The sequence below is a fragment of the Gillisia mitskevichiae genome, assembly GCF_003634585.1.
Taxonomy (GTDB): Bacteria; Bacteroidota; Bacteroidia; order Flavobacteriales; family Flavobacteriaceae; genus Gillisia; species Gillisia mitskevichiae.
The window spans coordinates 186,507-213,318 of record NZ_RBLG01000002.1 but is presented as its reverse complement, the minus strand read 5'-3'; the positions used below and the strand labels follow the sequence as shown (position 1 = coordinate 213,318).

At 34.3% G+C, this 26,812-nt stretch carries 25 protein-coding genes; 16 read left to right on the top strand and 9 right to left on the bottom strand.

What is annotated here, in order from left to right; translation table 11 throughout:
• Positions 1 to 56: 56 nt before the first annotated feature.
• The 9 genes from BC962_RS06635 to BC962_RS06595 all read left to right on the top strand — a co-directional run bounded on the left by BC962_RS06635 (position 57) and on the right by BC962_RS06595 (position 7,502).
• On the top strand, positions 57 to 1,181 hold the full coding sequence (locus BC962_RS06635; RefSeq protein ID WP_121345136.1) for an NAD(P)/FAD-dependent oxidoreductase: 1,125 nt from the start codon (positions 57 to 59) through the stop codon (positions 1,179 to 1,181).
• Positions 1,178 to 1,891, top strand: coding sequence for a methyltransferase domain-containing protein (locus BC962_RS06630; protein ID WP_121345135.1), 714 nt, complete (start codon positions 1,178 to 1,180; stop codon positions 1,889 to 1,891). Before BC962_RS06635 ends, BC962_RS06630 begins: the two co-directional genes overlap by 4 nt.
• 6 nt (positions 1,892 to 1,897) lie before the next feature.
• A complete protein-coding gene (locus tag BC962_RS06625; RefSeq protein ID WP_121345134.1) occupies positions 1,898 to 2,950 on the top strand; it encodes a type III polyketide synthase in 1,053 nt (350 codons plus the stop codon).
• Positions 2,944 to 3,738 carry an SDR family oxidoreductase gene (locus BC962_RS06620; RefSeq protein ID WP_121345133.1) on the top strand — a complete coding sequence of 265 codons (795 nt, stop codon included), beginning with the start codon at positions 2,944 to 2,946 and terminating at the stop codon, positions 3,736 to 3,738. The genes BC962_RS06625 and BC962_RS06620 overlap by 7 nt, the downstream gene beginning before the upstream one ends.
• 42 nt (positions 3,739 to 3,780) lie before the next feature.
• On the top strand, positions 3,781 to 4,230 hold the full coding sequence (locus BC962_RS06615) for a 3-hydroxyacyl-ACP dehydratase FabZ family protein (protein WP_121345132.1): 450 nt from the start codon (positions 3,781 to 3,783) through the stop codon (positions 4,228 to 4,230).
• 214 nt (positions 4,231 to 4,444) lie between these two features.
• Positions 4,445 to 5,713, top strand: a complete 1,269-nt coding sequence (locus BC962_RS06610) for a beta-ketoacyl-[acyl-carrier-protein] synthase family protein (protein WP_121345131.1) — start codon at positions 4,445 to 4,447, stop codon at positions 5,711 to 5,713.
• 159 nt (positions 5,714 to 5,872) lie between these two features.
• Positions 5,873 to 6,124: a phosphopantetheine-binding protein gene (locus BC962_RS06605; protein ID WP_121345130.1), complete on the top strand. Its 252-nt coding sequence runs from the start codon at positions 5,873 to 5,875 to the stop codon at positions 6,122 to 6,124.
• Positions 6,121 to 6,696, top strand: coding sequence for a 4'-phosphopantetheinyl transferase family protein (locus BC962_RS06600; protein WP_121345129.1), 576 nt, complete (start codon positions 6,121 to 6,123; stop codon positions 6,694 to 6,696). The genes BC962_RS06605 and BC962_RS06600 overlap by 4 nt, the downstream gene beginning before the upstream one ends.
• Before the next feature lie 83 nt (positions 6,697 to 6,779).
• A complete protein-coding gene (locus BC962_RS06595; RefSeq protein WP_121345128.1) occupies positions 6,780 to 7,502 on the top strand; it encodes a hypothetical protein in 723 nt (240 codons plus the stop codon).
• Positions 7,503 to 7,681: 179 nt separating this feature from the next.
• On the opposite strand, the gene BC962_RS06590 is transcribed toward BC962_RS06595, so the two are convergent.
• Complete coding sequence (locus BC962_RS06590) at positions 7,682 to 8,257, bottom strand: hypothetical protein (RefSeq protein ID WP_121345127.1); 576 nt, start codon at positions 8,255 to 8,257, stop codon at positions 7,682 to 7,684.
• A 133-nt stretch (positions 8,258 to 8,390) separates the two neighbouring features.
• Here BC962_RS06590 and BC962_RS06585 point away from each other — a divergent pair, with 133 nt between their 5' ends.
• The 3 genes from BC962_RS06585 (at position 8,391) to BC962_RS06575 (ending at position 11,989) form a co-directional block, all read left to right on the top strand.
• The gene (locus tag BC962_RS06585; protein ID WP_121345126.1) at positions 8,391 to 10,376 is read left to right on the top strand and encodes an aconitate hydratase; all 1,986 of its coding nucleotides are present in this window, start codon (positions 8,391 to 8,393) and stop codon (positions 10,374 to 10,376) included.
• Positions 10,377 to 10,409: 33 nt separating this feature from the next.
• Positions 10,410 to 11,036 (top strand): NADPH-dependent F420 reductase, encoded by a 627-nt coding sequence (locus BC962_RS06580; protein ID WP_121345125.1) that lies wholly within the window; start codon positions 10,410 to 10,412, stop codon positions 11,034 to 11,036.
• An 80-nt stretch (positions 11,037 to 11,116) separates the two neighbouring features.
• Positions 11,117 to 11,989, top strand: coding sequence for a formate/nitrite transporter family protein (locus BC962_RS06575; protein WP_121345124.1), 873 nt, complete (start codon positions 11,117 to 11,119; stop codon positions 11,987 to 11,989).
• 71 nt (positions 11,990 to 12,060) lie between these two features.
• Here the strand turns inward: BC962_RS06575 and BC962_RS06570 are convergent, their stop codons facing one another.
• Together BC962_RS06570 and BC962_RS06565 are read right to left on the bottom strand one after the other, a co-directional pair.
• On the bottom strand, positions 12,061 to 12,360 hold the full coding sequence (locus BC962_RS06570) for an HPF/RaiA family ribosome-associated protein (protein WP_121345123.1): 300 nt from the start codon (positions 12,358 to 12,360) through the stop codon (positions 12,061 to 12,063).
• Between the two features lie 136 nt (positions 12,361 to 12,496).
• Positions 12,497 to 13,414 (bottom strand): cation diffusion facilitator family transporter, encoded by a 918-nt coding sequence (locus BC962_RS06565; protein WP_121345122.1) that lies wholly within the window; start codon positions 13,412 to 13,414, stop codon positions 12,497 to 12,499.
• 338 nt (positions 13,415 to 13,752) lie between these two features.
• Here BC962_RS06565 and BC962_RS06560 point away from each other — a divergent pair, with 338 nt between their 5' ends.
• Positions 13,753 to 14,580, top strand: a complete 828-nt coding sequence (locus BC962_RS06560; protein ID WP_121345121.1) for a GIN domain-containing protein — start codon at positions 13,753 to 13,755, stop codon at positions 14,578 to 14,580.
• Between the two features lie 27 nt (positions 14,581 to 14,607).
• The gene (locus BC962_RS06555; protein ID WP_121345120.1) at positions 14,608 to 15,051 is read left to right on the top strand and encodes a hypothetical protein; all 444 of its coding nucleotides are present in this window, start codon (positions 14,608 to 14,610) and stop codon (positions 15,049 to 15,051) included.
• Positions 15,052 to 15,346: 295 nt separating this feature from the next.
• Here BC962_RS06555 and BC962_RS06550 read toward each other — a convergent pair whose 3' ends face one another.
• The 3 genes from BC962_RS06550 to BC962_RS06540 form a co-directional block, all read right to left on the bottom strand.
• The gene (locus tag BC962_RS06550) at positions 15,347 to 16,561 is read right to left on the bottom strand and encodes a multidrug effflux MFS transporter (RefSeq protein ID WP_121345119.1); all 1,215 of its coding nucleotides are present in this window, start codon (positions 16,559 to 16,561) and stop codon (positions 15,347 to 15,349) included.
• Positions 16,562 to 17,497: 936 nt separating this feature from the next.
• Entirely contained in the window at positions 17,498 to 18,715 is a 1,218-nt protein-coding gene (locus tag BC962_RS06545; RefSeq protein ID WP_121345118.1) for a DUF5018 domain-containing protein, read from the bottom strand.
• Positions 18,716 to 18,724: 9 nt separating this feature from the next.
• Complete coding sequence (locus tag BC962_RS06540) at positions 18,725 to 20,104, bottom strand: PQQ-binding-like beta-propeller repeat protein (RefSeq protein ID WP_183075463.1); 1,380 nt, start codon at positions 20,102 to 20,104, stop codon at positions 18,725 to 18,727.
• Positions 20,105 to 20,671: 567 nt separating this feature from the next.
• Here BC962_RS06540 and BC962_RS06535 point away from each other — a divergent pair.
• Positions 20,672 to 21,313: a thiamine phosphate synthase gene (locus BC962_RS06535; protein WP_121345116.1), complete on the top strand. Its 642-nt coding sequence runs from the start codon at positions 20,672 to 20,674 to the stop codon at positions 21,311 to 21,313.
• A 56-nt stretch (positions 21,314 to 21,369) separates the two neighbouring features.
• Here BC962_RS06535 and BC962_RS06530 read toward each other — a convergent pair whose 3' ends face one another.
• The 3 genes from BC962_RS06530 to BC962_RS06520 form a co-directional block, all read right to left on the bottom strand.
• Entirely contained in the window at positions 21,370 to 22,563 is a 1,194-nt protein-coding gene (locus BC962_RS06530; protein WP_121345115.1) for an acyl-CoA dehydrogenase family protein, read from the bottom strand.
• Positions 22,564 to 22,776: 213 nt separating this feature from the next.
• Complete coding sequence (locus BC962_RS06525; RefSeq protein WP_121345114.1) at positions 22,777 to 25,269, bottom strand: ABC transporter permease; 2,493 nt, start codon at positions 25,267 to 25,269, stop codon at positions 22,777 to 22,779.
• Between the two features lie 47 nt (positions 25,270 to 25,316).
• The gene (locus BC962_RS06520; RefSeq protein WP_121345113.1) at positions 25,317 to 26,006 is read right to left on the bottom strand and encodes an ABC transporter ATP-binding protein; all 690 of its coding nucleotides are present in this window, start codon (positions 26,004 to 26,006) and stop codon (positions 25,317 to 25,319) included.
• A gap of 27 nt (positions 26,007 to 26,033) precedes the next feature.
• Here BC962_RS06520 and BC962_RS06515 point away from each other — a divergent pair, with 27 nt between their 5' ends.
• The gene (locus BC962_RS06515; protein WP_121345112.1) at positions 26,034 to 26,789 is read left to right on the top strand and encodes an arylesterase; all 756 of its coding nucleotides are present in this window, start codon (positions 26,034 to 26,036) and stop codon (positions 26,787 to 26,789) included.
• Positions 26,790 to 26,812: the final 23 nt, after the last annotated feature.

Below are 26,812 nucleotides of genomic sequence, written 5' to 3'. Positions count from 1 at the left end.
ACTAAATCCCGGGTTTCCCCCGGGATTTTTTTGTTTCCTTTTAGTATCTTCAACAAGTGAAAAAAAAATCTATAGGAATTATCGGCGGTGGTCTATCAGGCCTCGTTTCTGCTATTCATCTTTCTAAAAATAATTTGCTTGTTACAGTATTCGAGAAAGACTCTTATCCTAGCCATAAAGTTTGTGGAGAATATCTATCTCTGGAGATCGTACCATACTTAGAACAACTTGGAATTGATCTATTAGATCTTAATCCTGCCAAAATAAGCAAGCTTCAATACAGCGATGTATCTGGAAAATTAATAGACACAACATTGCCCCTAGGCGGTTTAGGGGTCTCCCGTTATACTTTAGATGAATTTCTGTATCAAAAAGCAATTTCCTTTGGTGTTAAGTTCGTTCACAAATTGGTAACCGATGTGAAATTTATTGAAAATGAATTCGAATTAATCACCAATAAAAAAGATACGTATCACTTTCATTTGATATTAGGAGCTTATGGAAAACGCTCATTATTGGATAAAAAATTGTATCGTGATTTTATCGATCAAAAGTCTGGATGGTTAGCAATAAAAGGACATTATATAAAAGAAGATTTTCCAGATGATCTAGTAATGCTACATAATTTTAAAGGTGGGTATTGCGGATTATCTAAAACCGAATCTGGAGCTATTAATGTTTGTTATTTGGCTTCCTATAATAGCTTTAAAGCACATAAAGATCCAAGCACTTTTAAAAGTGAAATTTTAATGCAAAACCCTCATTTAAATTCTTTTTTTCAGGATGCAATCCCATTATTTGATAGAGACCTTAGCATTGCACAGATATCATTTAAAAAGAAATCTAGTGTGGAAGATCATATTCTAATGTTAGGAGATGCGGCAGGACTAATTCATCCTTTGTCGGGGAATGGCATGGCCATGGCGATCCATAGCGCTAAGATCGCTTCAGAAGTAATTCTCAAATATTACGAAAATGAAACCTACAATAGAGAAGATATGGAAAAGGAATATCAAAAAAATTGGAAAGAACAGTTTAGCTCCAGATTACGGATGGGTAATATTTTGCAAAATATTTTATTAAATCCAAAGCTTTCAAATATCGTTCAAAAAATTATAAGTAGCTTCCCTTCATTGCTCCCAAAAATTATTTCAAGAACCCACGGAAACCCAATATTATGATTTCTATAAATACTTCAAAACGCAGTGAAGAAGCCGAGATCATGGATGATTTCGAATTAAAAGGGGAAGAACTAGAGCAAACCCTGAGTGATCTTGAAAAGATAAATAAATGGTTGGGCGGAAATAAGATCACCTTAGAGGGAATTCAAGTTCTTTTGAAAGACACTCCGGAGCAAACAACGATAAGAATAGCAGATGTAGGTTGCGGTAGTGGGGCTGTACTTCGAGAAATTGCTAATTGGGGTAGAAATCAAAATTTTAATTTAGAACTTATTGGGATAGATGCAAACCCATACGCGGTTGAAATTGCCCAAAGAAGATCCAATTATTATCCTGAAATAAAGTTCGAAGCCTTAAACATTTTTAGTGAGACCTATAAAGAGCAGAAATACGATATAGTGCTTTGCACCCTCACTCTTCACCATTTTAAAAATGAGGAGATCTTAGAATTACTAAATACTTTTATGCATCAATCTAAAAAAGGGGTTGTAATAAATGATCTTCAGCGAAGTAAAACCGCATATATTTTATTTCAGGCTTTCTGTAAAGTGTTCATCAACAATGAGATTGCAAGAAAAGATGGATTAACGTCTATTCTTCGGGGTTTCAAAAAGAATGATCTAGAAAATTTAGCCAAAGAAATCCCTTCTCAAAAACATAGTATAAAATGGAAATGGGCATTCCGTTACCGTTGGATCTTAAAAAAATAACCCCTTATGAGTGTAAGAATTATAAGCGTTCAAAAAGAACTCCCAAAATATTTTAGAGAAACTTCAGATATAATACCATTGGTCGAGGATTGGCTGGATGAAAAGGACGAACGCTTTAGGAGAAAGATCACTAAGATATTTGAAGGTGCTGGTGTAGATAAGCGATATTCTATAATGGCTCCAGAGGAGGTTTTTACGGCGACTTCTTTTGAAGAGAAAAATAACATCTATGTTAGGGAGGTTAAGAAATTAGGTAAAAACGTACTTAAGGATGCATTAGACCAGAATAACTGGGAACCAGGATCTTTAGATTTTATAATCACGGTTAGTTGCACTGGCATCATGATCCCTTCTTTGGATGCTTATCTAATTAACGAATTACAACTAAATCAAAATATCACCAGACTTCCAGTAACCGAAATGGGTTGTGCTGCAGGAATTTCTGGAATGATCTACGCCCATAAATTTTTACAAGCCAATCCTGGAAAAAGAGCAGCTATTGTTGCGGTTGAAAGTCCAACTGCTACCTTTCAATTAGGAGATTTTAGTATGGCCAATATGGTGAGTGCAGCAATTTTTGGAGATGGAGCAGCTTGTGTATTGCTTTCTTCTGAAGAAGATGCTGTAGGGCCTAAAATTATAGGGGAAGAAATGTATCACTTTTTTGATGCTACTCATTTAATGGGCTTTCACCTTGCTAATTCCGGGTTGCAAATGATCTTGGATGAGTCTGTTCCAGAAACTATTTCAAATCATTTCCCAGATATTATTTATCCTTTTTTAGAGAAAAATGGTAGTTCTATAGATAAAGTACAACATTTAATTTTTCATCCAGGTGGAAGAAAGATAGTACAAACAGTGTCTGATCTTTTTGGTATCTTAGGGAAGAATATAGATGATACCCGAGAAGTACTTAGACTATATGGGAACATGAGTAGTGTAACCGTGCTTTATGTTTTGGAAAGATTTCTTCAGAAAGAAATACCAAAAGGAGAGCAGGGTTTACTTTTAAGTTTTGGTCCCGGGTTTTCAGCTCAACGAATTTTAATAGAATGGTAGCAGAATTTAAAGATCTTAATTACTGGGCATTGATCCTGGGAGGCAGCAGCGGACTTGGACTTGCAACAGCCCGAAAACTTGCCAAACACGGCATGAATATTATAATTATTCATAGGGATAGACGCTCTGAAATTCCAGATATCGAGGAAGCTTTTGAGGACATTAGAAATTCTGGCGTTCAGTTAGAAAGTTTTAATGTAGATGCTATTCAAAAAGAGAAAAGGGCAGATCTAATAAAGGAGATCACCTCTATTTTAGGAGAGAAAGGTAAAATAAGGACTTTAGTACATAGCATTGCCAAAGGAAATTTAAAGCCGATGAGTGGTGAGGGGCCTTTTTTAGAAAACATAGATTTCCAAATCACTATAGATGCAATGGCATTGAGTTTATACGACTGGACTGAAGCTGTTTATCAATCAGGATTATTTGCTAAAGATGCTCGAGTAATTTCTTTTACCAGTGAAGGAAATAAAAAGGCTTGGGAGAATTATGCAGCTGTTTCTGCTGCCAAGGTAGTTCTAGAATCAATAACAAGAAGCATGGCACTTGAATTTGCAAGATATGGTATTCGTGCAAATTGTATTCAGGCTGGAGTTACAGTTACCAGATCTTTCCAGATGATTCCGGGAAATGAGACGTTGAGAATGCATGCATTAAAACATAATCCATTTAAGCGTTTAACCGTTCCAAACGATGTGGCCAATGTGGTATATCTTTTAAGTAAAGATGAAGCCAGTTGGATCACGGGGACAATAATCCCTGTGAATGGTGGGGAACATCTTAAATAATTCATTCAAAATTTAGCTTTAACCAAAATTTCGATTTTTAAAGTGAGTTTTAATTCTATAATTTCCACACTTCCTTATACTTATCCATTTCTATTTGTAGATGAAATTTTACAGATAGATGAAGAATCTTGTACGGGCACTTATCGTTTCCCTAATGATTCTTATTTTTATAAAGGGCATTTTAAAGATAATCCTGTAACTCCTGGAGTGATCTTAACAGAATGTATGGCGCAGATAGGAGTAGTATGTTTAGGAAGCTTTCTTCTGAATATAACTAACCAAGAAAATCCTGCGCTAACAGAGAATATTCAAATTGCATTAAGTTCCAGTCAAATAGATTTTTTTATTCCGGTATATCCCGGAGAGCAAATAAAGGTGGTTTCAAAAAAGGAATATTTTAGATTCAATAAATTAAAATGTGGTGTAGAAATGTTCAATAGTAATAATGAATTGGTTTGCCGGGGGACGATCGCGGGCATGATTCGTAAATGAGATCTAAAATTCAAAATTTCAGGTTTCAAGTTTCAAGTTTGATGTTTAAGATTTAATTTGTTGGGGTATTCTAGGGATTATATTTATAATAGAGATGTCAGGTTGAGTAGTTTAGAAAACTTCATTTCTAATAGAAAAGTTTTCGAATACGCTCGGATAGAACATTGCGTAAGGTTACAGAATAAAGATTAACTACATTTCGGAATAGTCAATAATGGAAAAAAGAGTTGTAATTACAGGTTTAGGAATTTGTTCTCCCAATGGAGTAAGTATTCCTGAATTTGAAGAATCTTTAAGGTCTGGCACGAGCGGGATCACTTTTCATCCTCAACTTAAAGAGCTTAATTTTAGTTGCCAAATAGGAGGGAAGCCTGAAATTTCTGAAACCAAGCTAGCTGAATATTTTACGCCTTTACAACTTCGGGGCTTAAATAGCAGTGGAATTGTATACGGTGTGATCTCCGGAACCGATGCTTGGAAAGATGCCGGACTTGAGATCTCGGATGGTTCATCTCCAGATTGGGACACTGGGATTATTTTTGGAACCGGAATCTTAGGCGTAGATAAATTTAGAGAAGCCATTCATTTAATAGATGAGGGAAAAACAAGACGTCTAGGCAGTACCAGTGTAATACAAACCATGGCAAGTGGGATAAGTGCTTATCTGGGAGGTATTTTAGGTTGTGGTAATCAGGTGACTACTAATTCTTCTGCATGTACTACAGGAACAGAAGCCCTTTTAATGGGTTATGAGCGCATAAAAGCTGGAAAAGCGCAAAGAATGTTAGTGGGAAGTTGTAGTGATCATGGACCCTATGTCTGGGGCGGATTTGATGCTATGCGTATTCTTCCAGGCAATTATAATGAATATCCAGAAGCTGCCTCCCAACCTATGAGTGCAAATGCATCTGGATTTGTTCCTGGAAGTGGAGCTGGAGCTTTAATTTTGGAAGATCTTGAGTCTGCTTTGGAACGAGGTGCCAAGATCTATACCGAAGTGCTTGGGGGAGAAGTAAACAGTGGCGGACAAAGGGGAGAAGGAAGTATGACGGCTGCAAATAATGAAGCAGTACAACGTTGCATTGTAGGAGCTTTAAAAAACTCAAAGGTATCAGCTTCAGAAATAGACCTGATTAATGGACATTTAACAGCAACGAGTAAAGATTCCGTAGAAATTAAGAATTGGGTTCAGGCTTTAAGTTCAAATTCAGTATTTCCATATATCAATTCTCTTAAAGGAATGACAGGACATTGTTTAAGTGCTTCAGGGAGTATGGAGTGTGTGGCAAGTGTGTTGCAAATAGATAAAGATTTTATTTTTCCAAATATTAATTGTGACGAAGTTCATCCAGAGATCTTAGATCTAATTTCAGAAGAACGTATTCCAAGGAAAATAATTGAAGAACCTATCAATATAATAGCAAAAGCAAGTTTTGGCTTTGGAGATGTGAATGCGGTGGTTATTTTTAAGAAATATGTTTAATTCAAAATTTTATATTCAAGATTTCGGATTTCTTATTTAAATTTTTAAACCTCAAACCTCAAACCTCAAACCTCAAACCTCAAACCTTGAACCGTGAACCTTGAACAGAACAGTAATATTTTTTACTTTTCACCTCAAATAGATTATTATATTAGCCTCATGACAGACAAAACAATTTTAGAAAAAATAAAGGCCATCGTAACTCCTTATGTTCAACGCAAAGAAGGGCTAGAGGATTTTGATGAAAAAACTGATTTTTTAACTGACCTAAAAATAAACTCAGCGAATCTAGTAGATGTTATTTTGGATGTTGAAGATGAATTTAATATAGAAATAGATAACACTTCGATGGAAGGAATGCTTACTGCCGGAGATGCTAAAAGAATAATATTAGCTAAAATTGAAAATTGATAGGTAATGATATAATAGACCTTAATATACCGATCTCTCCAAATTGGAACAATCCTCGTTATTTGAATAAATTATATACTCCTACAGAGCAATTTGTTATTTTTAATTCCGACAATCCTAAGATCTCTCTTCAATTATTTTGGACATTAAAGGAATCAGCTTATAAAGCACATCAACGTTTATTCAATTTGCCTAGAACCTATAATCCGCTAGATTTTCAATGTAAAATTATATCAGAAAATAAAGAAAAATTACACGGAATTGTAAGGGTTAATAGCTATACTTACTACACTCAATCAAGGATTACATCCCTAACTATCCACAGTTCAGCAACTTCAAAAAAAACTCAGTCTACAAGTATAAAAGTTTTTGAAGATGAAAATATTCTAAAAGACAAATTATTTAGTGAATATTCCTTACTTTTAAAAGAGCCGAAAACAAATTTTAGAATTAAAAAAAAATATCATAATATTCCTGAATTGTTTAGCAACAATATAAATACCAATCAGGTATTTTCTCTTTCTCATCACGGAAAATTTGCTGCATTTGCAATCGCGTTAATGAACTGCTAAATGCTCGTTAAAGAATATTAAAGGAGATGGCCTTGCTATCATCCCTTTGTAAATTTAAATATAATTTAAAACCAAAATATCTTATGAAGACAGTAGATAAAATGGAGATTTTACATAGCCAAACAGCCGAATTTATTTTACAAGGAGAGACCGGAAAATTTTTAAAATTGATTCCCGATACTTTTATAATAAAAGGTAGCGAACAAGAAAATGGATTTAATCAAGGATATGCAATTAGACATATTAATAGAAAAGACATTCTTTTAATAGACGTAGTTGAAAAAGAAACCCTAAAAGCAGTAAAACAACTTGTAACCGATGGGTATACTATAAAAGGAATTATCCTTAGTAACTCCTCGGTCTATAAAAATGCATATGCAGATCTTAAAACAATTTCTGAAGACGCTGGAGGAGCTCCAATTTTTGCACATCCAAGAAATTCTATTAAAGACGACTATAATTTAAAGGATATCACTGGGAAGCAGGAGGTAACTAAACACTTTGGCTTAAAGATCTATGACTTGCCTGGAAATGGGGGAGGATCTATTTTGATCTATTCAGATATCAATGACGGTATGTTGTTTACAGGAGAAGATGCCATAGGTTCCAGTTATTCTACTGAAGAAAATAATTTTTCTAGACCTACAATGGATAGTAAAAATTCTGAATTTGGATTAGCCGAAAGTTGGGGAGCTTTTGAAGAATCCTTTAGTTATCTTTTCCCATTACATGGAAAGCCAGCTTTCAATTTAGAAGATGGTGAACAAACCGATATACTAAATAAACTCAGCAGAATTCAGTCTTAGACTGATAAAATATTTTTACAAGGACTATTCCCGAAGTGTTTTCGCATTGATCACAATTTTAGTTTTCTTATTTATGAAAAAGTAAAATTCCGTTTAATGTTTTTTGTAAATCATTTCTCGAATAGTCTTTTTTTTATTTGCCTATTTTTATGTTATAGACGGTTGTAACTTTTAAAGTTCTATTCATCTTCAATTCTCTCTTTATTTTCCTTAGCATTCTCTTTTGCTTCTTCAGCCTGATCTTCAGCTTTCTCAACCATAGGATGGTCTTTTACTCCAAAACCAACTATTAATATTACGTTGGAAATTGTTTCGTAAAGCATGGTTACAATTGCTATAAAACCACCCCCTAAGATAGAGGCCATTCCCAAACTTATATAATATATTATAGTGAACCAAGAGCTTGGAACTTCCTCACTTTCGGTAATTGGTAAATTCAGCATTAAAAAGGTTATTACCGAAACTATTATAAGAATGGTTACAAATTTTGCAATGGTCAAAACATGACTATAGTGCACCTTAGTTAGTCTGGAATTAGAACCTGTACTTAAGCTTAACAAGGGGAGCATCAATGCCAAAATAGTTGATGATCCTAGGATCACGGTATTGCAAAGCATATTAATTCCCGATAGGGAAGTGGAAAGCAGTTCTTTAGCTTTATATCCAGACATTTCCCCTAATATATAAGTCCCAATTCCCATAATAATTGTTGAGACTACACCTCCTACAATTGCACGTTTTACGATTACATTCATATTAGAATATTTTAAAACAATTTATTTGCTATTCATTTCTCGCCTTACACACTTATAAAAGCTATAAGATATTGTTAAACACCCCAGAAAATCCAACGAAATTTGATATTTTGAAAAGTAAAATTATAAAAAAATGGAAAATCTAAATGTTACCCAAAAGCTAATAAAATCTCATCTTCTTCAAGGAGAAATGACTCCGGGAAAAGAAATTGGAATTAAGATAGACCAAGCTTTATTACAAGATGCAACTGGAACCTTAGTGCAATTAGAATTGGAAGCCATGAATCTTAAAAAGGCCAAGACGGAAGTTGCAGTACAGTATGTAGATCATAATCTTTTACAAACAGATTTCAAGAATGCCGATGATCATTTATTTCTTCTTTCTGCTGCGCAGAAGTTTGGTTTATGGTACAGCAGGCCAGGGAATGGTGTGAGTCATCCTGTGCATATGGAACGTTTTGGGAAACCAGGGAAAACATTAGTAGGTTCAGATAGTCATAGTTGTGCGGCTGGTTCTTTAGGAATGCTCGCAATTGGAACAGGGGGTTTAGATGTTGCTGCCGCCATTGCAGGCAAGCCTTATTTTGTAAAGATGCCAAAAGTTTGGGGTGTAAAACTTACTGGAAAACTGCCAGACTGGGTAAGTGCCAAAGATGTGATCTTGGAAATGTTGCGTAGACATGACGTAAAAGGTGGCGTTGGAAAGATCGTAGAATATTATGGAGAAGGATTAAAATATTTAAGTGCTATGGATAGACACGTAATTGCAAATATGGGCGCAGAGCTTGGAGCAACTACCACTGTTTTTCCTAGTGATAATGAAACCAAGCGTTTTTTAAGATCCCAAGGTAGAGAAGGGGATTGGAGTGAACTTTTAGCCGATGATGCTTGTGAATATGACCTATATGAAGAAATAATTTTGGATGATCTTGTTCCTTTAATCGCTTTGCCAACCAGTCCAGGAAATGTGGTTCCGGTGTCTGAGGTTGCTGGAAAAAAGATTAGTCAGGTAGTGCTAGGTTCTTCTGCTAATCCGGGTTTAAGAGATTTCTGGATGGCAAGCGCTATAGTAAAAGATAAGGCAGTGAACAGTGATGTTTCTTTTGATGTGAATCCAACATCAAGACAAACTATTCAAAATATGATCGAGAATAAGGCTTTTGGTAATCTTATTAAAGCTGGGGCAAGATTTCATCAATCTGGATGTATGGGTTGTATAGGGATGGGACAAGCTCCGGCATCTAATACCATAAGTCTAAGAACGATGCCTAGAAATTTCCCGAGTAGATCTGGTACAGAAGATGATCAAGTGCATCTATGTAGTCCAGAAACCGCAGCAGCTTCTGCATTAACCGGAGTGATTACAGACCCTAGAGATTTGGAAAAGTTATATAAGATGAGTTACCCTCAATACATTCAACCAGAAATGGAAATTATAAATAAAGAAATGTTGGTAGCTCCTTTGGAAGATGGTTCTCAGGTCGAACTACATAAAGGACCAAATATAAAAAGTCTGCCACATATAGAACATTTACAAGATAATTATAATGTGCCCGTACTTTTAAAAATGGGAGATAATGTTTCTACCGATGAGATCCTTAAAGCAGGAGCAGAGGTCTTACCCTTTAGGAGTAATTTGCCCGAAATAAGTAAATATTCTTTTACCGTAATAGATGATACTTTTTATGACCGTGCGATGAAAGCTAAAAATGAACACGGAGGACATATTGTTGTGGCTAAAGAAAACTATGCTCAAGGTTCTAGTAGAGAGCACGCTGCTTTAGCTCCAAAATACCTAGGGCAGGTTGCAGTTCTAGCAAAAAGTTATGCGAGGATCGCATGGCAAAATTTGGTGAATTTCGGAATTCTTCCCTTGGAATTTATAGATATAGGCGATTATGATAAAATAGAACAGGGTGATATGGTTTCATTAAAAAACCTACCTAAGACGGTTTCTGAAAGAGAACAAATTCAAGTAATTATTCAAAAGAAGAATGGAGAAGTTTTGGAGATCCCTAGTAAGCACAGTTTAAGTGATAGACAAATAAATATTTTGCTAAAAGGTGGGATCATAAACGAATTCAAAGAGAAATTGGAAGAAAACGAACTAAACTCATAATTAATTATAATAGTAATTTTAAAAATTAAGATCATGAAAATAGGAGTTATTGGAAGTGGAAATATTGGTGGCAATCTTGGTAAACATTGGGCCAAAGCAGGCCATGAAGTATTGTTTAGCTCAAGACATCCCGAGCAATTAAATGATATTGTTAGAGAAGCTGGTGGAAATTCTAAAGCCGTTAGTATTGAAAAAGCATTTGAAGCAAATGCAGATGTCTATTTATTAGCAGTTCCTTTTAAAGCTATAGACAGATTATCTGAATTATATGCGGGAGAATATGGTGGAAAAGTGATCATTGATGCTACCAATCCATATCCAGAGAGAGATGGGGCCATGGCGCAAGAAGTTAGAGATTCTAACAGGAATGCTTCAGAATATACAGCCATGAAATTTAATACTGCTAAGACTTCAAAAGCTTTTAATACTATTTACGCCGACCATTTAAAGAACAAAGCTTTTCAGGAAACAGATAAACTCGCTATTCCTTATGCCGCACAAGATCAAGAAAGTAAGGAAACCACCAGAAAATTGATAGAAGACATAGGTTTTGAGGCTGTATATGTGGGAGATCTTACTAAAACAAAAATAATGGATCCAGATCAAAAAATATATGGTAAATCTGTGAGTAGACAGGAATTAGAAAAGTTGATCTCTTAGAAAGAACTTTATATTATAAATAGCCAAAGACTTAAGGGAAAACACTTAAGAAAGGTACAAGTAACATCCTTTAAGTATATATGAAGACAGAAAACAAAAATGAAGAACGAGATCGGAAACAAAAAAATATAGATTCTGAACTTGAAAATTCTGAAGTTAAGGAGAATGGTGAAGAAAATAAACGCCGTGAACATGGAGAGATATTAAATGAGCAACTGGAAGAAGGTAAAGCCGTGTTTGGAAATAGCCCAGGCAGCATTGCGCTATGCTCATTTACTGCAGGTTTAGAGATAGGATTTAGTTTTTTACTAATGTGCTCTGTCTTCAGCTTTTTTACTGGTAAGCTGGCCGAAGACACTATATTTAAATTATTGACCTTTGTATATCCTGCTGGTTTCATTTTTGTAATTCTAGGAAGGTCCTTACTTTTTACAGAGCAAACCTCCTTGCTAAGCTTACCGGTTTTAAACAGAAAACAGTCGGTAACGAGTTTATTAAAACTGTGGAGTTTAGTGATATTTGGGAATCTTGCTGGAGGTTGTCTAATGGCAGCACTCTTAATTTGGATAGGGCCAGCTTTAGGTCTTTTCGACCTATTAGCGGTTGAAAAAATTGCCAGTCATGTCATTTCATTTTCTCCTCAAGTAATTTTGATAAGTGCAATTTTGGCTGGTTGGTTAATGGGATTACTTTCTTGGTTGTTAGCATCTGCAACAGATACGGTAAGTAGGATCCTATTAATTATAATAATTACCGGAATAATGGCTTTTACCAGTTTGCATCATAGTATTGTAGGAAATGTGGAAGTATTTGCTGGACTTTTAAGTTCCCCGAAAATCACGATTTCAGATTATTTAATATTTGAAAGTGTTGCACTTTTAGGGAATGCAATTGGGGGAGTAGTGTTTGTTGCCTTATTAAAATATCGTGCTTTTGTATATAACGTAGATTAAATTAAATGCTATAACAGAAAAAAGGTCTGAAATAATTAAACTTCAGACCTTTTTTTTATATGTTATCCAATTTAATGAGTATTCATTTGTGCTTTTCGCTTAGATAGTTGTCTATCTAGATCGCTTACCGTTTCTGCCATAGCCGCTTCAAAAGAAGTTTCGTTAGATTCTGCAAAAACCTGTGGTCCAGGCACACTTAATTTAATATTGCAAATAAATCCTTTAGGATCCATACCATCTTGCTTCTTAAAGAAAACATCTGCACGGATTATCCAATCATATTTATTTTCTAATTTATCTAGTTTCTTCTGAGTTAATTCTTCTAAACGTTCACTTTTACTTAGTTGAACAAATTGAAATATCGCTTCCATATTCTAATAATTTTTAGGGTTAATATTTTATCTAAGAAACCCATTTTTCTATAGTTCTACAAGCAATTCTTCATTAATTAGCAAAGAATTATGATTGGGCTATAGAGAATATATGAGATGAGATTAACTTCATAGTTTAGTTTTTCTCAAGATTATTAGCACTTTGTATAAATACCTGTGTAATAGAGGGTTGCTGAATCTGGATCTCGTTACGAATGTTTTGCATGGTATTCTCAGCCTCCAACAATTCCATGGTATCTAAAAGATCTATTTCTATTACCAGCAGTATACTATCTGGCCCAAAATGCATCGTTTGTGGTAAGGTCCAATCTTTCACACTTGGATGCTCTTTCATGATCTTTTCTACTGCAGCTATAACTTCTGGATTTGCACTTTCACCCAATAATAATCCTTTACTTTCTTTTGCTAAAAATGTAGCTACTATTAGCAATAATGCTCCAATAGAAACTGAAGCAGCACCATCTAGATATGGATTTTGCAGTTGCTGAGATAGAAAGACCCCAAGTAAAGCGATACTTAAACCAACCACGGCAGCTGTATCTTCAATAATAACTGCAAAAGTTGCAGCATCTTTACTTTGTACTATATTTTTAATTAAGTTTCCTGAAGCTGCTCTAGACTTATTAAAGGTTTTTAAGGCTATATACAGTGCAGTACCTTCAAAAACCAATGCTGCAATTAAAACTCCGTAATTCCAAGTAGGATCTTCTATAATATGCGGATCTTGTAAGGCATGAATTCCTTCATATATTGCAAAACCACCTCCTAATGCAAAAATTAGGATACTTACCACAAAACTCCAGAAATAGACCTCTTTTCCGTAGCCAAAAGGATGCATTTCATCGGGTTCTTGTTTCGAGCGTTTTATTCCCAAGAGAAGTAAAAGCCCATTTCCAGTATCTACCAGAGAATGGATCCCTTCTGCCAGCATTGCAGAACTTCCTGTGAAGAAAGCCGCAAAAAATTTTCCTATTGCAATTAAAAGGTTCGCGCCAATTGCGCCGTAGATAGCGATCTTAGAATTACCCGCCATAAAGTTTGGATTTTTAGTGATTGGATTAGTTGCTGGAAAATTACAATATTTCGTGCAGAAGTAGGGTAGTGCTGCGCTATTTTAGAATTTATTTGGCATTTCAGGCATTAGTTTTTAAACTTCTTATTCTATGATACTATTTAATTAAACTGACATTTATCAAGTTTAAATTAAAGTGTAGGATTTAACTTTATAGCTTGCATGGGTTCAATATTAAAGAGTTACTATTTATAGTGGCTTAAAAACAAACATTTAGTGTTGTATATTTATAGAGGCTAACTTAATAGTGAAGTTTTCTTCAACGATTTATAACCCTAAACGTTTAAAATCAATAAATTATGAAGACAAAATTATGTATTTTACTCTTATTAGGTTTCGTACAAATAAGTGTAGCTCAAAAAACGGAAAAAATTAAAGGGGATAAGGATGTGATCTCTGTAAGTAATACCATAGATAAGGAATTTAGTGTATTGGAGATCAGCAATAACTTAAAGGTGACCATAGCTCAAAGTAATAAGAATAGTTATGTTCTTACTACAGATAAGAATCTTGCTGAAGTGGTAAATGTAGAAGTTACCAATGGAGTGCTTAAAATGTTTACGACTGCTAAAATTACAGGTAGTAAAAAATTAGAAGTCTTTTTAAGCGTAAAAGGTATTTCTACTATTATTTTAAATGATGATGCAGAACTAGAAACTCAAGGCACTTTATCTTCAGATATTTTTAGTTTTACGGGAAATCAATCTACAAAGTTCGATCTAGATATAGAGGCGCAGAATGCCAGCATAATTTTAACCAAGAATTCTGGTGGAAAATTAGATCTAAAGGCAAAGGAGGTGACTGTTAATATTAGTGACAGATCAGATTTGAAAGGTAAAATGGATGCTGAAAATTTATCGGCGCAATTATCTAAGTCGGCGGAAATGGATATGGACGGCAAAGTGAATAATGCTATTTTTAATTTGAAAAATTCAGCAGAGTTGAAAACTAAGAAAATGAAAGCAAGAACTGCAATACTAAATGCTTCCAATAGTGCTGATATTTATATACATGCCACCAAAAACCTGAGTATAGATATAGAAGGAAAAAGCAAGGTTTATGTATATGGTAATCCTCAGATAGAGGTTAAAGGTTTAACCGATAGATCCAGAATAATAAAAAAGTAAGCTAGTATTAAATATAATTAAGTAATTATGGCAAAGATCCTTTCAGTAAAGCCTTCAGAATTTCCAGAAATTATTGAAGTTGGTACAGATTCAAGCATTATTCCTGTGCATACTAAAATTGAATTTCATGCTGTAGACCTTCGTTTAGAAATGGAATACATGCTATATCTCTATGCTTACGATATACGAGGAAAAGAAGATATACCAATAATTTTAAATAACTGGGATGAAAGTACGATCTCTGCAATCCCACAGGAAACCGAAGATGATATGTTAGGAAAGATCTCTATTCATATAATAGCAACTTCTAGGATCCAATCTATAGATAGCAAGCTTAAATTGAAATTAGGCATCTTGAATAAGAACAAACATTATGAGCGCAGGCATTTAAAGATCTTTGCTGAATTAATTCCAGCTGTGGGTGTTGCGTCTAAATGGAGTGATGCTTTTGAAGCTGGGGTAGCACACTAATTAAATACGATGATTGGATAAGTGAATACTGCTATTTTAAATTTTAAAAATTCTTCGGAATTTTATTCTTAGAAGTTGAAAGCGAATACGGCTAGCTTAAGTGCTTCCAACAATACTGATTTTTTTGTTTGCCACTAAGAACCTAAAAAGAGATGCCGAAAGCAAGATTTTTGTATCTGGCAATCCAAAAATTTGAGTTGAAAGGTTTATCTGGTCGTTACATAATAATTTAATAGTGGATTTGCCCATACCTAAAATTAATATTCTTTCTAGTTTTGGTAAATACAGGTATGTTTTAGATAGTTTCAGTAGCTCGTTTCTCGTCTGCTTTTAGATAAATAATCAGACCAATTGATAGAGCTGCGCATATTGAAAAGCCAATAAACAGAGGCAAAGCTGTATCAGAAATAAACCTTCCAATAAAGATACTGATAGGAACTGCCATAATAGTAGATATAAATCCGGTTACGGCAGCAGCACTCCCGGCAATATGTCCTACAGGTTCCATAGCCATTGCGCGTAAATTTCCGAAGAGAAAACCAATACTAAAAAATTGCAGTGCGAAAAACAGGAATAAAACACGAACATCCGGATTCGGACTATTATAGAATATGGCAACATATATCGCAGAGATCATAAAAAATGAAACCAGGGCCATGGTGATCAATTTTTCCATTCCAAATTTAATAACAAATATTCCATTAAGGAAAACAGCCGAACCTATAGATATTGCCAGGCCGGCGAAAATTAAGGGAAATTCTTCCTTCAAATTATATTGATCCTCGAAAATTTGCTGTGCGCTACTTAGATAAACCATAAAAGATCCAGTAATAAATCCGGCAATAATGGTAAAACCAATTGTTCTTTTAAATTTTATGAGCTCTTTAAATTCACCTATAAAGCCTTTTTTGGAAAAGCTTTTTTTGTTATTAATGGTTAAAGTCTCAGGTTGTCGTTTCCAAAACCACCACGAAACTAAAATACTTATAAGTACCTGAATATAGAAAATCCCGCGCCAGTTATATTGATCAAGAACAAATTTACCCAAAGCCGGGGCAATTACGGGAACCAATATAAAAACAACGGTCACAAAAGACATAATACGGGCCATATAATCCCCGCTATACATATCGCGTATAATAGCAATACTCATGGTTCTGGGAGCAGAAAGTCCAATTCCTTGCAAAATCCTACCAACAACCATCATTTCTAAACTTGTTGAATTAACACAGATGAAACTAGCAAAGATAAAAAGGGCAAAACCCATGTAGACAACTGGTTTTCTCCCAATACTATCGGAAAGCGGGCCAAAGACTAAAGGACCAAATCCAAGCCCTAGGAAGATCATTGTAATGAGTAATTGGTTATCTACAATTTCGGTGGTTCCAATAGTAACTCCAATAATGTCTAAAGCCGGCAATAAAGCATCGATGGCTAATGCCACCACAGACATCAATGAGGCCATAAGTGCCACAAATTCCAATTGCGAAGCCTGTATATTTTTTTGCATCCCGCAAAAATAATCTATTGATCTTAACAAGGCAGAACTTAGAGCACCTAAAATCTGAGGTATTTAAAGGAAAGCAAATTGGTACATAGATATTTTACATTGAAAATTATAACGTCTTGCGGTTATAAGAATATTTATAGCTGAATTATTAAATGGTCTTCAAGTTCCGAACTTTGTAAATGAAATAGGCTGAAGAGTGCTTTCTAATAAGATCCGGAAGAAGTGATAGAATTTCTTAAAAATCACTATTTATTAAAATAGGAAATTAAAGTGAGCTTGAGGTTATTATACATTCTATTTTACATAATATAAATTATAGTACAAATATGACTGTGTCGTAAAACAGTGTATAGCTGTGCTATTTGATATAATATCAGATATCGGCCGTCAGGACTATATCGATAGATATTATGTCAAAACCGTTTTACTGGAATGTTCTTGAATATTTGATAGTTATAATTAAATACTATGTAAAATATCCTAGTATCAGTTACTTAAATTAAATATTCCCTATCTGGTTCAAGTAACTTTTAAATAACAGATTCTCAGTGAATGGTATTGAAACATATTGTCCTTTAATTTGCCGCTATGTAAAATTGCCGGTGCTCCCGAAAGCTTTCGGGACGCTCATTGTTTATTTTAAATATAATTGCAGATGCAATCATATTTAAAACACAATTCCAGCCGCTTTGCCAACGTCAAAAAAAGCTTAGCTTTTAGATTCATATAAAAATCGCGTATTCGATAATAATCCTGTAAGATTTTTTTCTACGGTCTTCTCGTGAGTTTGCCGCAACAGCTTAAAATTACTCTACGAGATAATTTCTAAGCACTTGCTAGTATAGTGTTTCAATTTAACTCTTTTAATTTGAGCTGTATAATAACATTAGAATAGAAAATTTAACAACTAATATTTGATTCAGTTTTATCCTATATTTATTTGAAAACGGTATTAATAGTAGTACCAATTCTCCGATTTGGCCCGTATAATGTGATTGTTTTTTCTGCTTCTGGTCTTCCAAAATAGGAAGGAAATAAATAATGATAATCTAACGTAAGTCTTAGCTCGGTTTTTTCATTGTTCACAGTTAAATCATAATTACCTGAGTTCTGAATAATAAATAATGAACCATTGGAAGGAATAGAAATGGTTTCTGGTAAATTCTTCCCGTTAATAATTAGTATGTCATTCCAAGAATAGCTGTCTTGATTTATTGAATTAATAACAGGCACATCTTCAGACAAAACATCTACATTAAAAATTGATGTTGTTTTAACTTCGCCATCTATCAAATATTTAAGTTTATAGTTAGTTGCTGTTACAATATTTTCTGGAAAACGAAAACTTAAGGAATTAAATGGCATTCCGTTAGTATAAGAAGATGAATTTGTAGTTAAAATATTTTGAATGGTGTAAGAATTTTGTTCATTTTCTAGAACAAGAGAAGAATTTGGTACAGATAGATCTATACCCGTTCCAGAAGCAATTGCAATGGCATCACTATAAAATAATTTGGCGTTGCTACCAAAAAAGTTATAAGCTTTGGCTGTTAATGTAAACGTAGCTGTTGTACCATTTTCAGCTTTTACTATATATTCCACTGGTAAATAGAAGTTTTGTGGATCTTCTTGAACCGAAGCAATAGTGCTACCTTCAGGTAAAGAAAAAACAATGTCTGCAGAGTCTAACACATTATCGGTTTCTGCATATAAAGTTTTAGCAGTATTATCTACCTCACCATCATAAACTTTGCCCTCTATTAATAATTGAAAACCGAAAATATTTGTATTTGAACTTATATTTTTTACAAGCACTCTATAAATATTTGAATCTCCATTTTCTGCGATAAGTGTATAGGAAACTTCATTTTCAAAATTTTGTGATACAGTTGGTGCTGGAGAAATACTTGCTTTATCTGAGTATTCAATAATTGGTACTAAAGATGCTAGATCTGCATCTTCAGTATTAAAGTTGATAGTTTTATCAGTTTCATTTATTTCTCCAGAAACTAATTCGCCTGCAATGTTTATTTGAAATGATGTTATTAGATTTTTATCACTTAGAATTACTGGAGATCCATCTGAATCGTCGTCTTTTTGACATGATGCTATTATACCAATAAACAATATTAGAATAAATTTGATGTTTTTCATTTTCAAAATTTAATTTTTTAATCCGCTTACACTTGGGTAAATCACTGTTTCCCCTTCGCCAATCACAATTGTTGGAGATTTAAATATGACTCCTTCACTTTTTATTTTCCAATCCATTACACCTGTTTCAGCATTTATAGCATACAAGTTTTTGTTCCAATCTCCTATGTATACTGTATTTTCAAAAACAATTGGAGAAGAAGTTGTGTTATTTTCTAAAACTTGACTCCAAATCACCGAACCGTTTTTCGCATTTAAACATAATAATTCGCCACTGCCATTATTTGAGATACCAATGTATACTTTATCGTTATAGACAAATGGAGAAGTCTCTAAGACACCAGTAGGAGAATTATATTCCCATACTGTAGAACCAGTATTTAAATTATAAGCATAGAGCGTTCTATAAGTACCAACAATAACAGATTGGTTAAATTGTGTTGGAGAAGGATAAAATGGATTATACTTACCTGCATTGATAGTCCAATTTATAGAGCCTGTATTTTTATTAAGAGAATAAAACCTACCAATATTATCACCAAAATAGATATCGTTATTTACAATTAAAGGATTTGTGTTGATTTTAGTGGCAGCTCCTGTATTATTATTACTTAATCTAAAGCTCCAGTTTGTTAAGCCTGTTTTTTTATTAATAGCATATAAATGATCATTATTCCTACTACACGCAAATACATTCTCAGAATCTATAGATAAAGGAGCATAATAGCCTAGAAAACTTCGTTCCCATAGCTTCCCTCCTGTTATTTTATTAACACAAAACAAATTAGAATCAGCATCGAAAGCGTAAACATTTAAATCATCTATAATAATATTTCTATATTCATCATTAAAATTACGGCTAGGTGTACTTGACCATATATTTTCTCCAGTAAGAATATCCAATCCATTGATACCATTAACACCAGAATAAACCATATTATCGGATATGCTATGGCTTTCTATATTTGAGGTTCTAGTAGACCACATTGGTTGTAAACTAAAAAGATCGATAGCATTTAAGGCTCCAGAACCATCTGCAAACAATAATATTTTACTATTAGCGCTAGAAAAATTAAAACTAACTTCTGTTGTCCCACCGTTCTTATCTGAACCTATTATTCTACCCGTATAATCTTTATTATACTCTAAAGTCGTAGCACCTATAGATTCTGTAGTTTCTGAAATAAGAATGGAGTTTATATATAATTTATAAAATATCTGGTCATCATCTTCATCTTTGGCATCACTCCAGTCTATAGTTACTTTTTTACCATCTAAAAGAATTTCCTCGATTTGTATGGATCCTGGTTTTGAATTAATATGAGAATTGTCATCATCAGATGAGCAAGAAAAACATAGGATAAGTAGAATTAAAGTGAAGTATTTCATCAAAATATTGAATTTTTCATTGGAGAAAACAAACATAACGAAAATCCGTTAATAAAGATGATTTGTTCAACCACAATGTTCTACCAACAATTTCCCCCATTTCTATTGGGCTGGTAGCGTAAATGGCTAGTTATATATAAGATCTGAATGAAAATTTTGGAAAGAAAACTAACAGATTGTGAGTTCATTCTACTCTTCTTTCACTCAGTTCAAATAATATAACGCTTAACCCTATGGTATACTTTTAAATATGGTTTAGCAAGTGGTTGATACCTATATTAAAAAATAATGAGCTGAATTATGATGTGTACAGAAACTAAAGGCTATAATTCAATACTATGTAAACTATCCCGTTATATTCTGTTTTCATAAGAAACCTTTGTACTTGGGCACTTAAACATTCGTATTTTTGCATTTCCTTTAATTTTAATATTCTGTAACAACTATGCAGAAATTTTTGAATAGCAGATGCTCTTCCACTTTGGCAAGTAATCTATTATTTTTTTTAAAAAAAGACACTTCTAAAAAATGGAAAATGCATATCCAGTAAAAAGAAAGTAAGACATTATGATACCCAAACTACATTATATATCTCAAGGAAACTCTCCAAAAGAACATCTGGAAAACATCCAAAAAGCCTGTACTTCTGGTGTTGAACTTGTGCAATTAGGTTTAAAAAATGATTCAGAAGAAAATTTTTTAAAATTAGCCAAAGAAGCTAGAGAGATCACCTCGCATTATCAAACTAGATTAATTATTAACGACCAATATAAAATTGCAAAAGAGGTTAAAGCAGATGGTGTACACTTAGAAAAAATGGACTCCTGCCCTACTATAGTGAGAGCGCATTTATACACTTGGCAAATTATTGGCGCAACAGCAACTACCTTGCAAGATTGCCAAACATTAATAGATAAGGAAGTCGATTATATTATTTTAAGCCCCTTTAGATTTACAACAAGCAAAGACAATCTAAGTCCGGCTTTAGGTTTAAGCGGTTATACTGCAGTTTCAGAAGCCTTAAAAACTGAAACTCCGATACTTGGATTTGGAGGCATAACCACAGAAGATGTTAAAGGCATATTAGCAACAGGTGTTTCTGGAATTGCTGTGTCTGATGAAATCACCCAATATTTTGATACTATAAAAACATTTAATCTATTACTAAACGCATCTTTAATAGAAGAGAAACGCCATTCATTTAAATAACATAAGATCAATTTACAATAAAGTTAAAAGTGAAATATCTTTAAAAAGGGAAGATTCTATTTTTTCGTTGCTTTCATTTGCTGAAACAATTCTTTGAACAAACCTCGAGCTATCAATACTTTCATGATCTCATTGGTGCCGGCATAAATTCTTGCCACTCTATTATCTGCATACATCCTAGCAATTGGGTAATCCCACATATATCCATAACCTCCAAATAACTGCAGACATTCGTCTACTACTTTAGAGTGCATTTCTGTTGCTGAATACTTAGCCATGGAAGCACTTTCGGCAGTTAATTTATGTGCTGAAAGTAATAGTGTACAACGATCTAAAAAAGTTTGATGTATTTGTAATTGTGTAGCACACTCTGCAAGTTTAAATTGTGTGTTTTGAAAATTTGCAATAGGTTGCTTAAAAGCTGTTCTTGTAGAGGTATATTCAATAGTTTTTTCAATAGCCCCTTCTGCCCCACCAATAGCATTAAGTGCTACTATTAATCGTTCTCTAGCTAATTCCTTCATCATAATTTTGAATCCTGCTCCTTCTTCTCCTAATAAATTTTCTTTTGAAACTTTTACATTATCAAAAAACAATTCGCAAGTATCTTGGGCTTTCATCCCTATTTTCTTGAGTGGGATTCCCTTTTCAAAACCTTCAGAATCGTTTTCAATGATCAATAAAGAAACGCCTTCATTCTTTGTTCCAAGATAGGTTTTTACGGCTACTATAGACATATCACTCATATAACCATTAGTGATAAAAGTTTTCTGACCATTTACCAAATAATGATCTCCTTTATCTACAGCGTTAGTTGTGATAGCCTGAAGATCACTACCACAGTTTGGTTCTGTCATACCAAGTGATGTGATTAATTGCCCGCTAGCCATTCTAGGTAGATAATTTTGCTTTTGAACTTCGGTGCCATACTTTAAGAGATAGGGAGCAATAACATCTGAATGTAATGAAAAACCTGGTCCACTAACTCCTTTTTTAGCCAACTCCTCAATAAATAAGGCGCTAAAGCTGAAATCTAAACCACCTCCCCCATATTTTTCAGGCATATCAATGCAAAGCAATCCCAATTCCCCGGCACGTTCCCAGATCGCTCGGCTAACCATTCCATTTTTTTCCCATTCATCTTGCTGATCCAAAATTTCATTGTGGATGAAATCTTGGATCATCTTTCGGGTCATTTTATGTTCTTCTGAAGAATAGATCTCTCGTTCTAATAAAACATTTTGTAACATACCTGATATTTTAATTTATTGAAGATGAACAACTAACTAGATAAACCTAGAGACAACTATTTAATTTTCAGCATATTAAATATAATATTTTAATTCCATTTTCGGCACACTACTTATTTATGATTTACCTCAAGAAGTGGATTAGCCAGTGACTGATTCATATTTAAAGAAACCTTTAGCAGAATTATATAAAATATCTCAATAGGTCTGTTGCTAAGCTGTTTTTCTTAGAACTTCTAAAGGAGAACTCTTCAAAACTTCCCGAATGTTGCTTAATCCAATTCCCAGAACCAATAAGGAAATTCCTGGTATAAATATAAAAAACGGAATTAATGATGGTACAAATGCTTCTTTAAAAACGAAAATAGCCAATAAAAAACTACTAATAAGTGCCAAAAGTATTCCTACTAAACTTCCTAATACTCCTAAAAATAAATATTCAAGTGCGGTGATGCTTAATATTTGTTTGTTCTTAGCGCCCAAAGTTCTTAGCAACACACTTTCCTTGATACGCTGATATTTACTTGTACGCACAGAACCTATCAACACGATAATTCCTGTTAGAATACTAAAGAAAGCCATGAAATTGATGATCCATGATACTTTATCCAGTATATCTTCTACCACAGTATATACTTGTCTTAAATCTATAATAGAAACATTGGGGAATTTGCTAACCAAATCTCGCTGTAAGCCCGCTGAAGCTTTTTCTGTTGCGGCATAAGTTGTTAATACATTAAATTGAGGTGCATCTTCTAAAACCCCTTTTGGAAAAACGATAGAAAAATTGAGTTGCAGGTTTGCCCAATCTACTTTTCGAATGCTTTTCACAACTGTTTGCATAAGTACTCCTTGCACATTAAAAACGATAGAATCACCTATTCCCACGTTTGCATCTTGTGCAAGATTATCTGAGATCGAAATTTGAACTAGATCATTCTTGTTTTGAGTAGCCACCCACTCCCCTTCCATGATTTCTTCTGAAGCCATTAATTCATCCCGATAAGTTGTCCTAAATTCGTGGTTCAAGATCCAGCCTCTTATTTGTGCGGTACTGTCGGCACGTAAAGCATTTACCAGAACATTTTTTATACTATGAATACGCATGGTAACTAGCGGAATATTATCTATTACTGGTAAATTATTTGCTTCAAAAGTCTTCACCACTTCATCAATCTGGGCTGGCTGTACATCTAAGGTAATTAGGTTCGCAGATTCTGAGCTTTGACCTAATTCTGTTTTATCCAATAATATATCTTTGGTAAAATATAAAGTACTTATCAAAAAGGTTCCTAAACCAATAGCTACAAGTAATACGAGGGTTTGATTGTTGGGCCGAAATAGATTCAGTAAACTTTGTCTCGTTGTAAAACGCGCTCCTTTGGGGAAATAGTTTTTCACCGCTTTCATGCTAAGAATGGCGATACCTGCCAATACTCCAAATGTTACAAGCACTCCACCAATAAATGCGAGTGCAAACAACCAGTCTTTGAGCAACCAAAAAGTAAAACCATATAAAAACAGAATGATCACTGCAATTGCCACAATTCGAGCCTTTTTTGATCCTGCAGATGTACTAGCGCTAACCCGTAAAACCTCTAATGGAGAAACATACCAAGTGCGTAATAATGGCAATAAAGCAAATAAAACGGACATCACTAAACCTAAGATCACGCCCATAATTAATGGTTGTACGCTAATATTTATGGTTAGATCAAATGGTAAGAATTCTTTTAATAATAGAGGGAATAACTCCTGAAGCCCTACACCAATTGCCGTTCCTATAACTCCTCCCACAATTCCTATTCCTGCAATTTGTATTAAGAAGATCAAAAAGCTTTGTTTTCTTGAAGCTCCCATACATTTTAAGACGGCGATGGCTTTAATTTTTTCCTTGATATAAATGTTTACAGAACTGGCTATACCAACACAACCCAGTAAAAGTGCAATGAATGCCGTTAAATTTAAAAAGGATCCAACATTCTCATAACGTCTTCCCAGTCGGCGGCTTGTACTAGTATGGGTATCTAGATCTGCATCTTCTGCCTCTAGCATGGGTTCCAGACGCTTTTCTAAGGCTTCTAGATCTACTTCTGGTTGCTTGTAAAAAAACTGATATTCTTTACGGCTTCCAAACTGTAGCAATTCTGTTTCGTCAATATATCTATACGGAATAATGACTAGCGGCGCAACGGAAGTTGAAATTGCTGTATTCCCAGGGATCGCTTGTAAAGCACCAGCAATAGGAATAGTAAGTTCTCCTATTTTAATAGAATCTCCAGGATTCATTTTATACTGCAACATTAGCGTAGCATCTACCAGAGCGCCACCAGATTTTTGATAATTAGCAGCCGCCGAAACTGGCTGTGTTTCTATAATGCCATAAAAGGGAAAATCTCCTATTAATCCTCTAACGCGAACTAGTTTTGTCCCATCATTTTTAGGAAAAGCGATCATCGATACAAAATTAACTTCAGATGCATCCGGCTTTAAAGAATCTATAATTGCCTGAGCTCTTTCCGTGGGAAGTTGATCGCTATCGATAGTATAATCGGCACCCATCAAAGATTTAGATTGCTTCTGAATATTTTCGGTGAGATTCTGACTGAACAACTGAATGGAAACCACGGCAGCGATCCCTAAAATTATAGAAGCCATAAAAAGCAACAATCGTACTCTACTTGCTTTGGCATCCCGCCACGCCATTTTAAAAAGCCAAGGGATATTTAATTTTGATTTTAATTTGGAAGTGCTCAAAAGTTTGCTGTTGTTTCGTTAGTCAAGATCTTGCCACCTTTCAATCTTAGTATTTGCTGAGTTCTAGCCGCAAGATCTAGATCATGGGAAATAATTACTAGAGTAGTTCCAGCATCTTTATTAAGGTCAAAAAGCAACTGTATAACTTTCTCTCCAGTTTCTTCATCTAGATTTCCTGTAGGTTCATCTGCAAATAAAATCGATGGTCTGTTAGAGAAAGCTCTTGCCAGTGCCACTCTTTGCTGCTCTCCCCCAGATAATTGCGATGGATAATGATGAATGCGATCTCCTAAACCTACCTTTTCCAATAATTCCTTTGCTCTGCTGTTTGCGTCTTTAGCTCCTTGTAATTCTAAGGGCACACTAACATTTTCTAAGGCAGTAAGCGTTGGTAATAACTGAAAATTTTGAAAAATGAAACCAACTTCCTCATTTCGTAGTTGTGCTCGCTCATCTTCATTTAAAGTCTTTAGATCATAACCGCATAATTCTACAGTTCCTGCATTAGGTTCGTCCAAGCCTGCACATAATCCAAGCAAGGTGGTTTTGCCGCTTCCAGAAGGACCAACTATAGAAAATGTTTGTCCTTTCTCAACTTCAAAAGATATGTTTTGAAGAACAGTTAATTCCTTGGACCCACTAGTATATCTTTTTTCTAGCCCGTTAATCTTTAATATCTTTGACATCTAATTTTTGTAATAATTACTGAAATCATGCTGAAGTCTAAAACTACACAAACGCTTTTAAACAGCGCAATTTCCAAGCCTAGAAACCTCTTAAATTTTTGTTATATACTGATAGCTTTCGCTTTGATTTCTTGCGGTAATGAAACTAAATCTAAAGTAAGTGTAGAGGAAAATGAAGTTAGCAGTACAGTAAATGAAGCTCCTGAAGCAACTGCAAAAAAGACCATACTTTTTTTTGGGGATAGTATCACAGCGGGTTATGGCCTGGATGATACTAATGATGCTTTTCCTGCAGTTATCCAGTCTAAAATAGATTCTCTTGGATTGGCCTATGAGGTTGTAAATTCTGGATTAAGCGGGGAAACTACTGCTGGAGGTAAAAGTAGGATCCAATGGATACTCAATCAAGATATTGATATTTTTGTTTTAGAATTGGGCGCAAATGATGGCCTGCGCGGCGTAGCATTAACTGAAACCAGAGCAAACTTGCAGGCAATCATAGATGCTGTAAAATTGAAGAGTCCAACTACGAAAATTATATTGGCTGGAATGCAATTGCCACCAAATATGGGACAAGATTATACAACAGAATTCAAAGAAATTTTCACTGATCTTGCTGCTGAAAATAAACTTGCCTTTATTCCATTTATATTAAAAGATGTTGGTGGTATTAAAACTTTGAATCAGAATGACGGAATTCATCCAACTGTAGAAGGTCATAAGATCGTTGCTGAAAATGTTTGGGAAGTTCTCTCGCCTGTGATCAACGAGGAATCAAAATAACTTAAGAGTTGTTAGAGGTATTT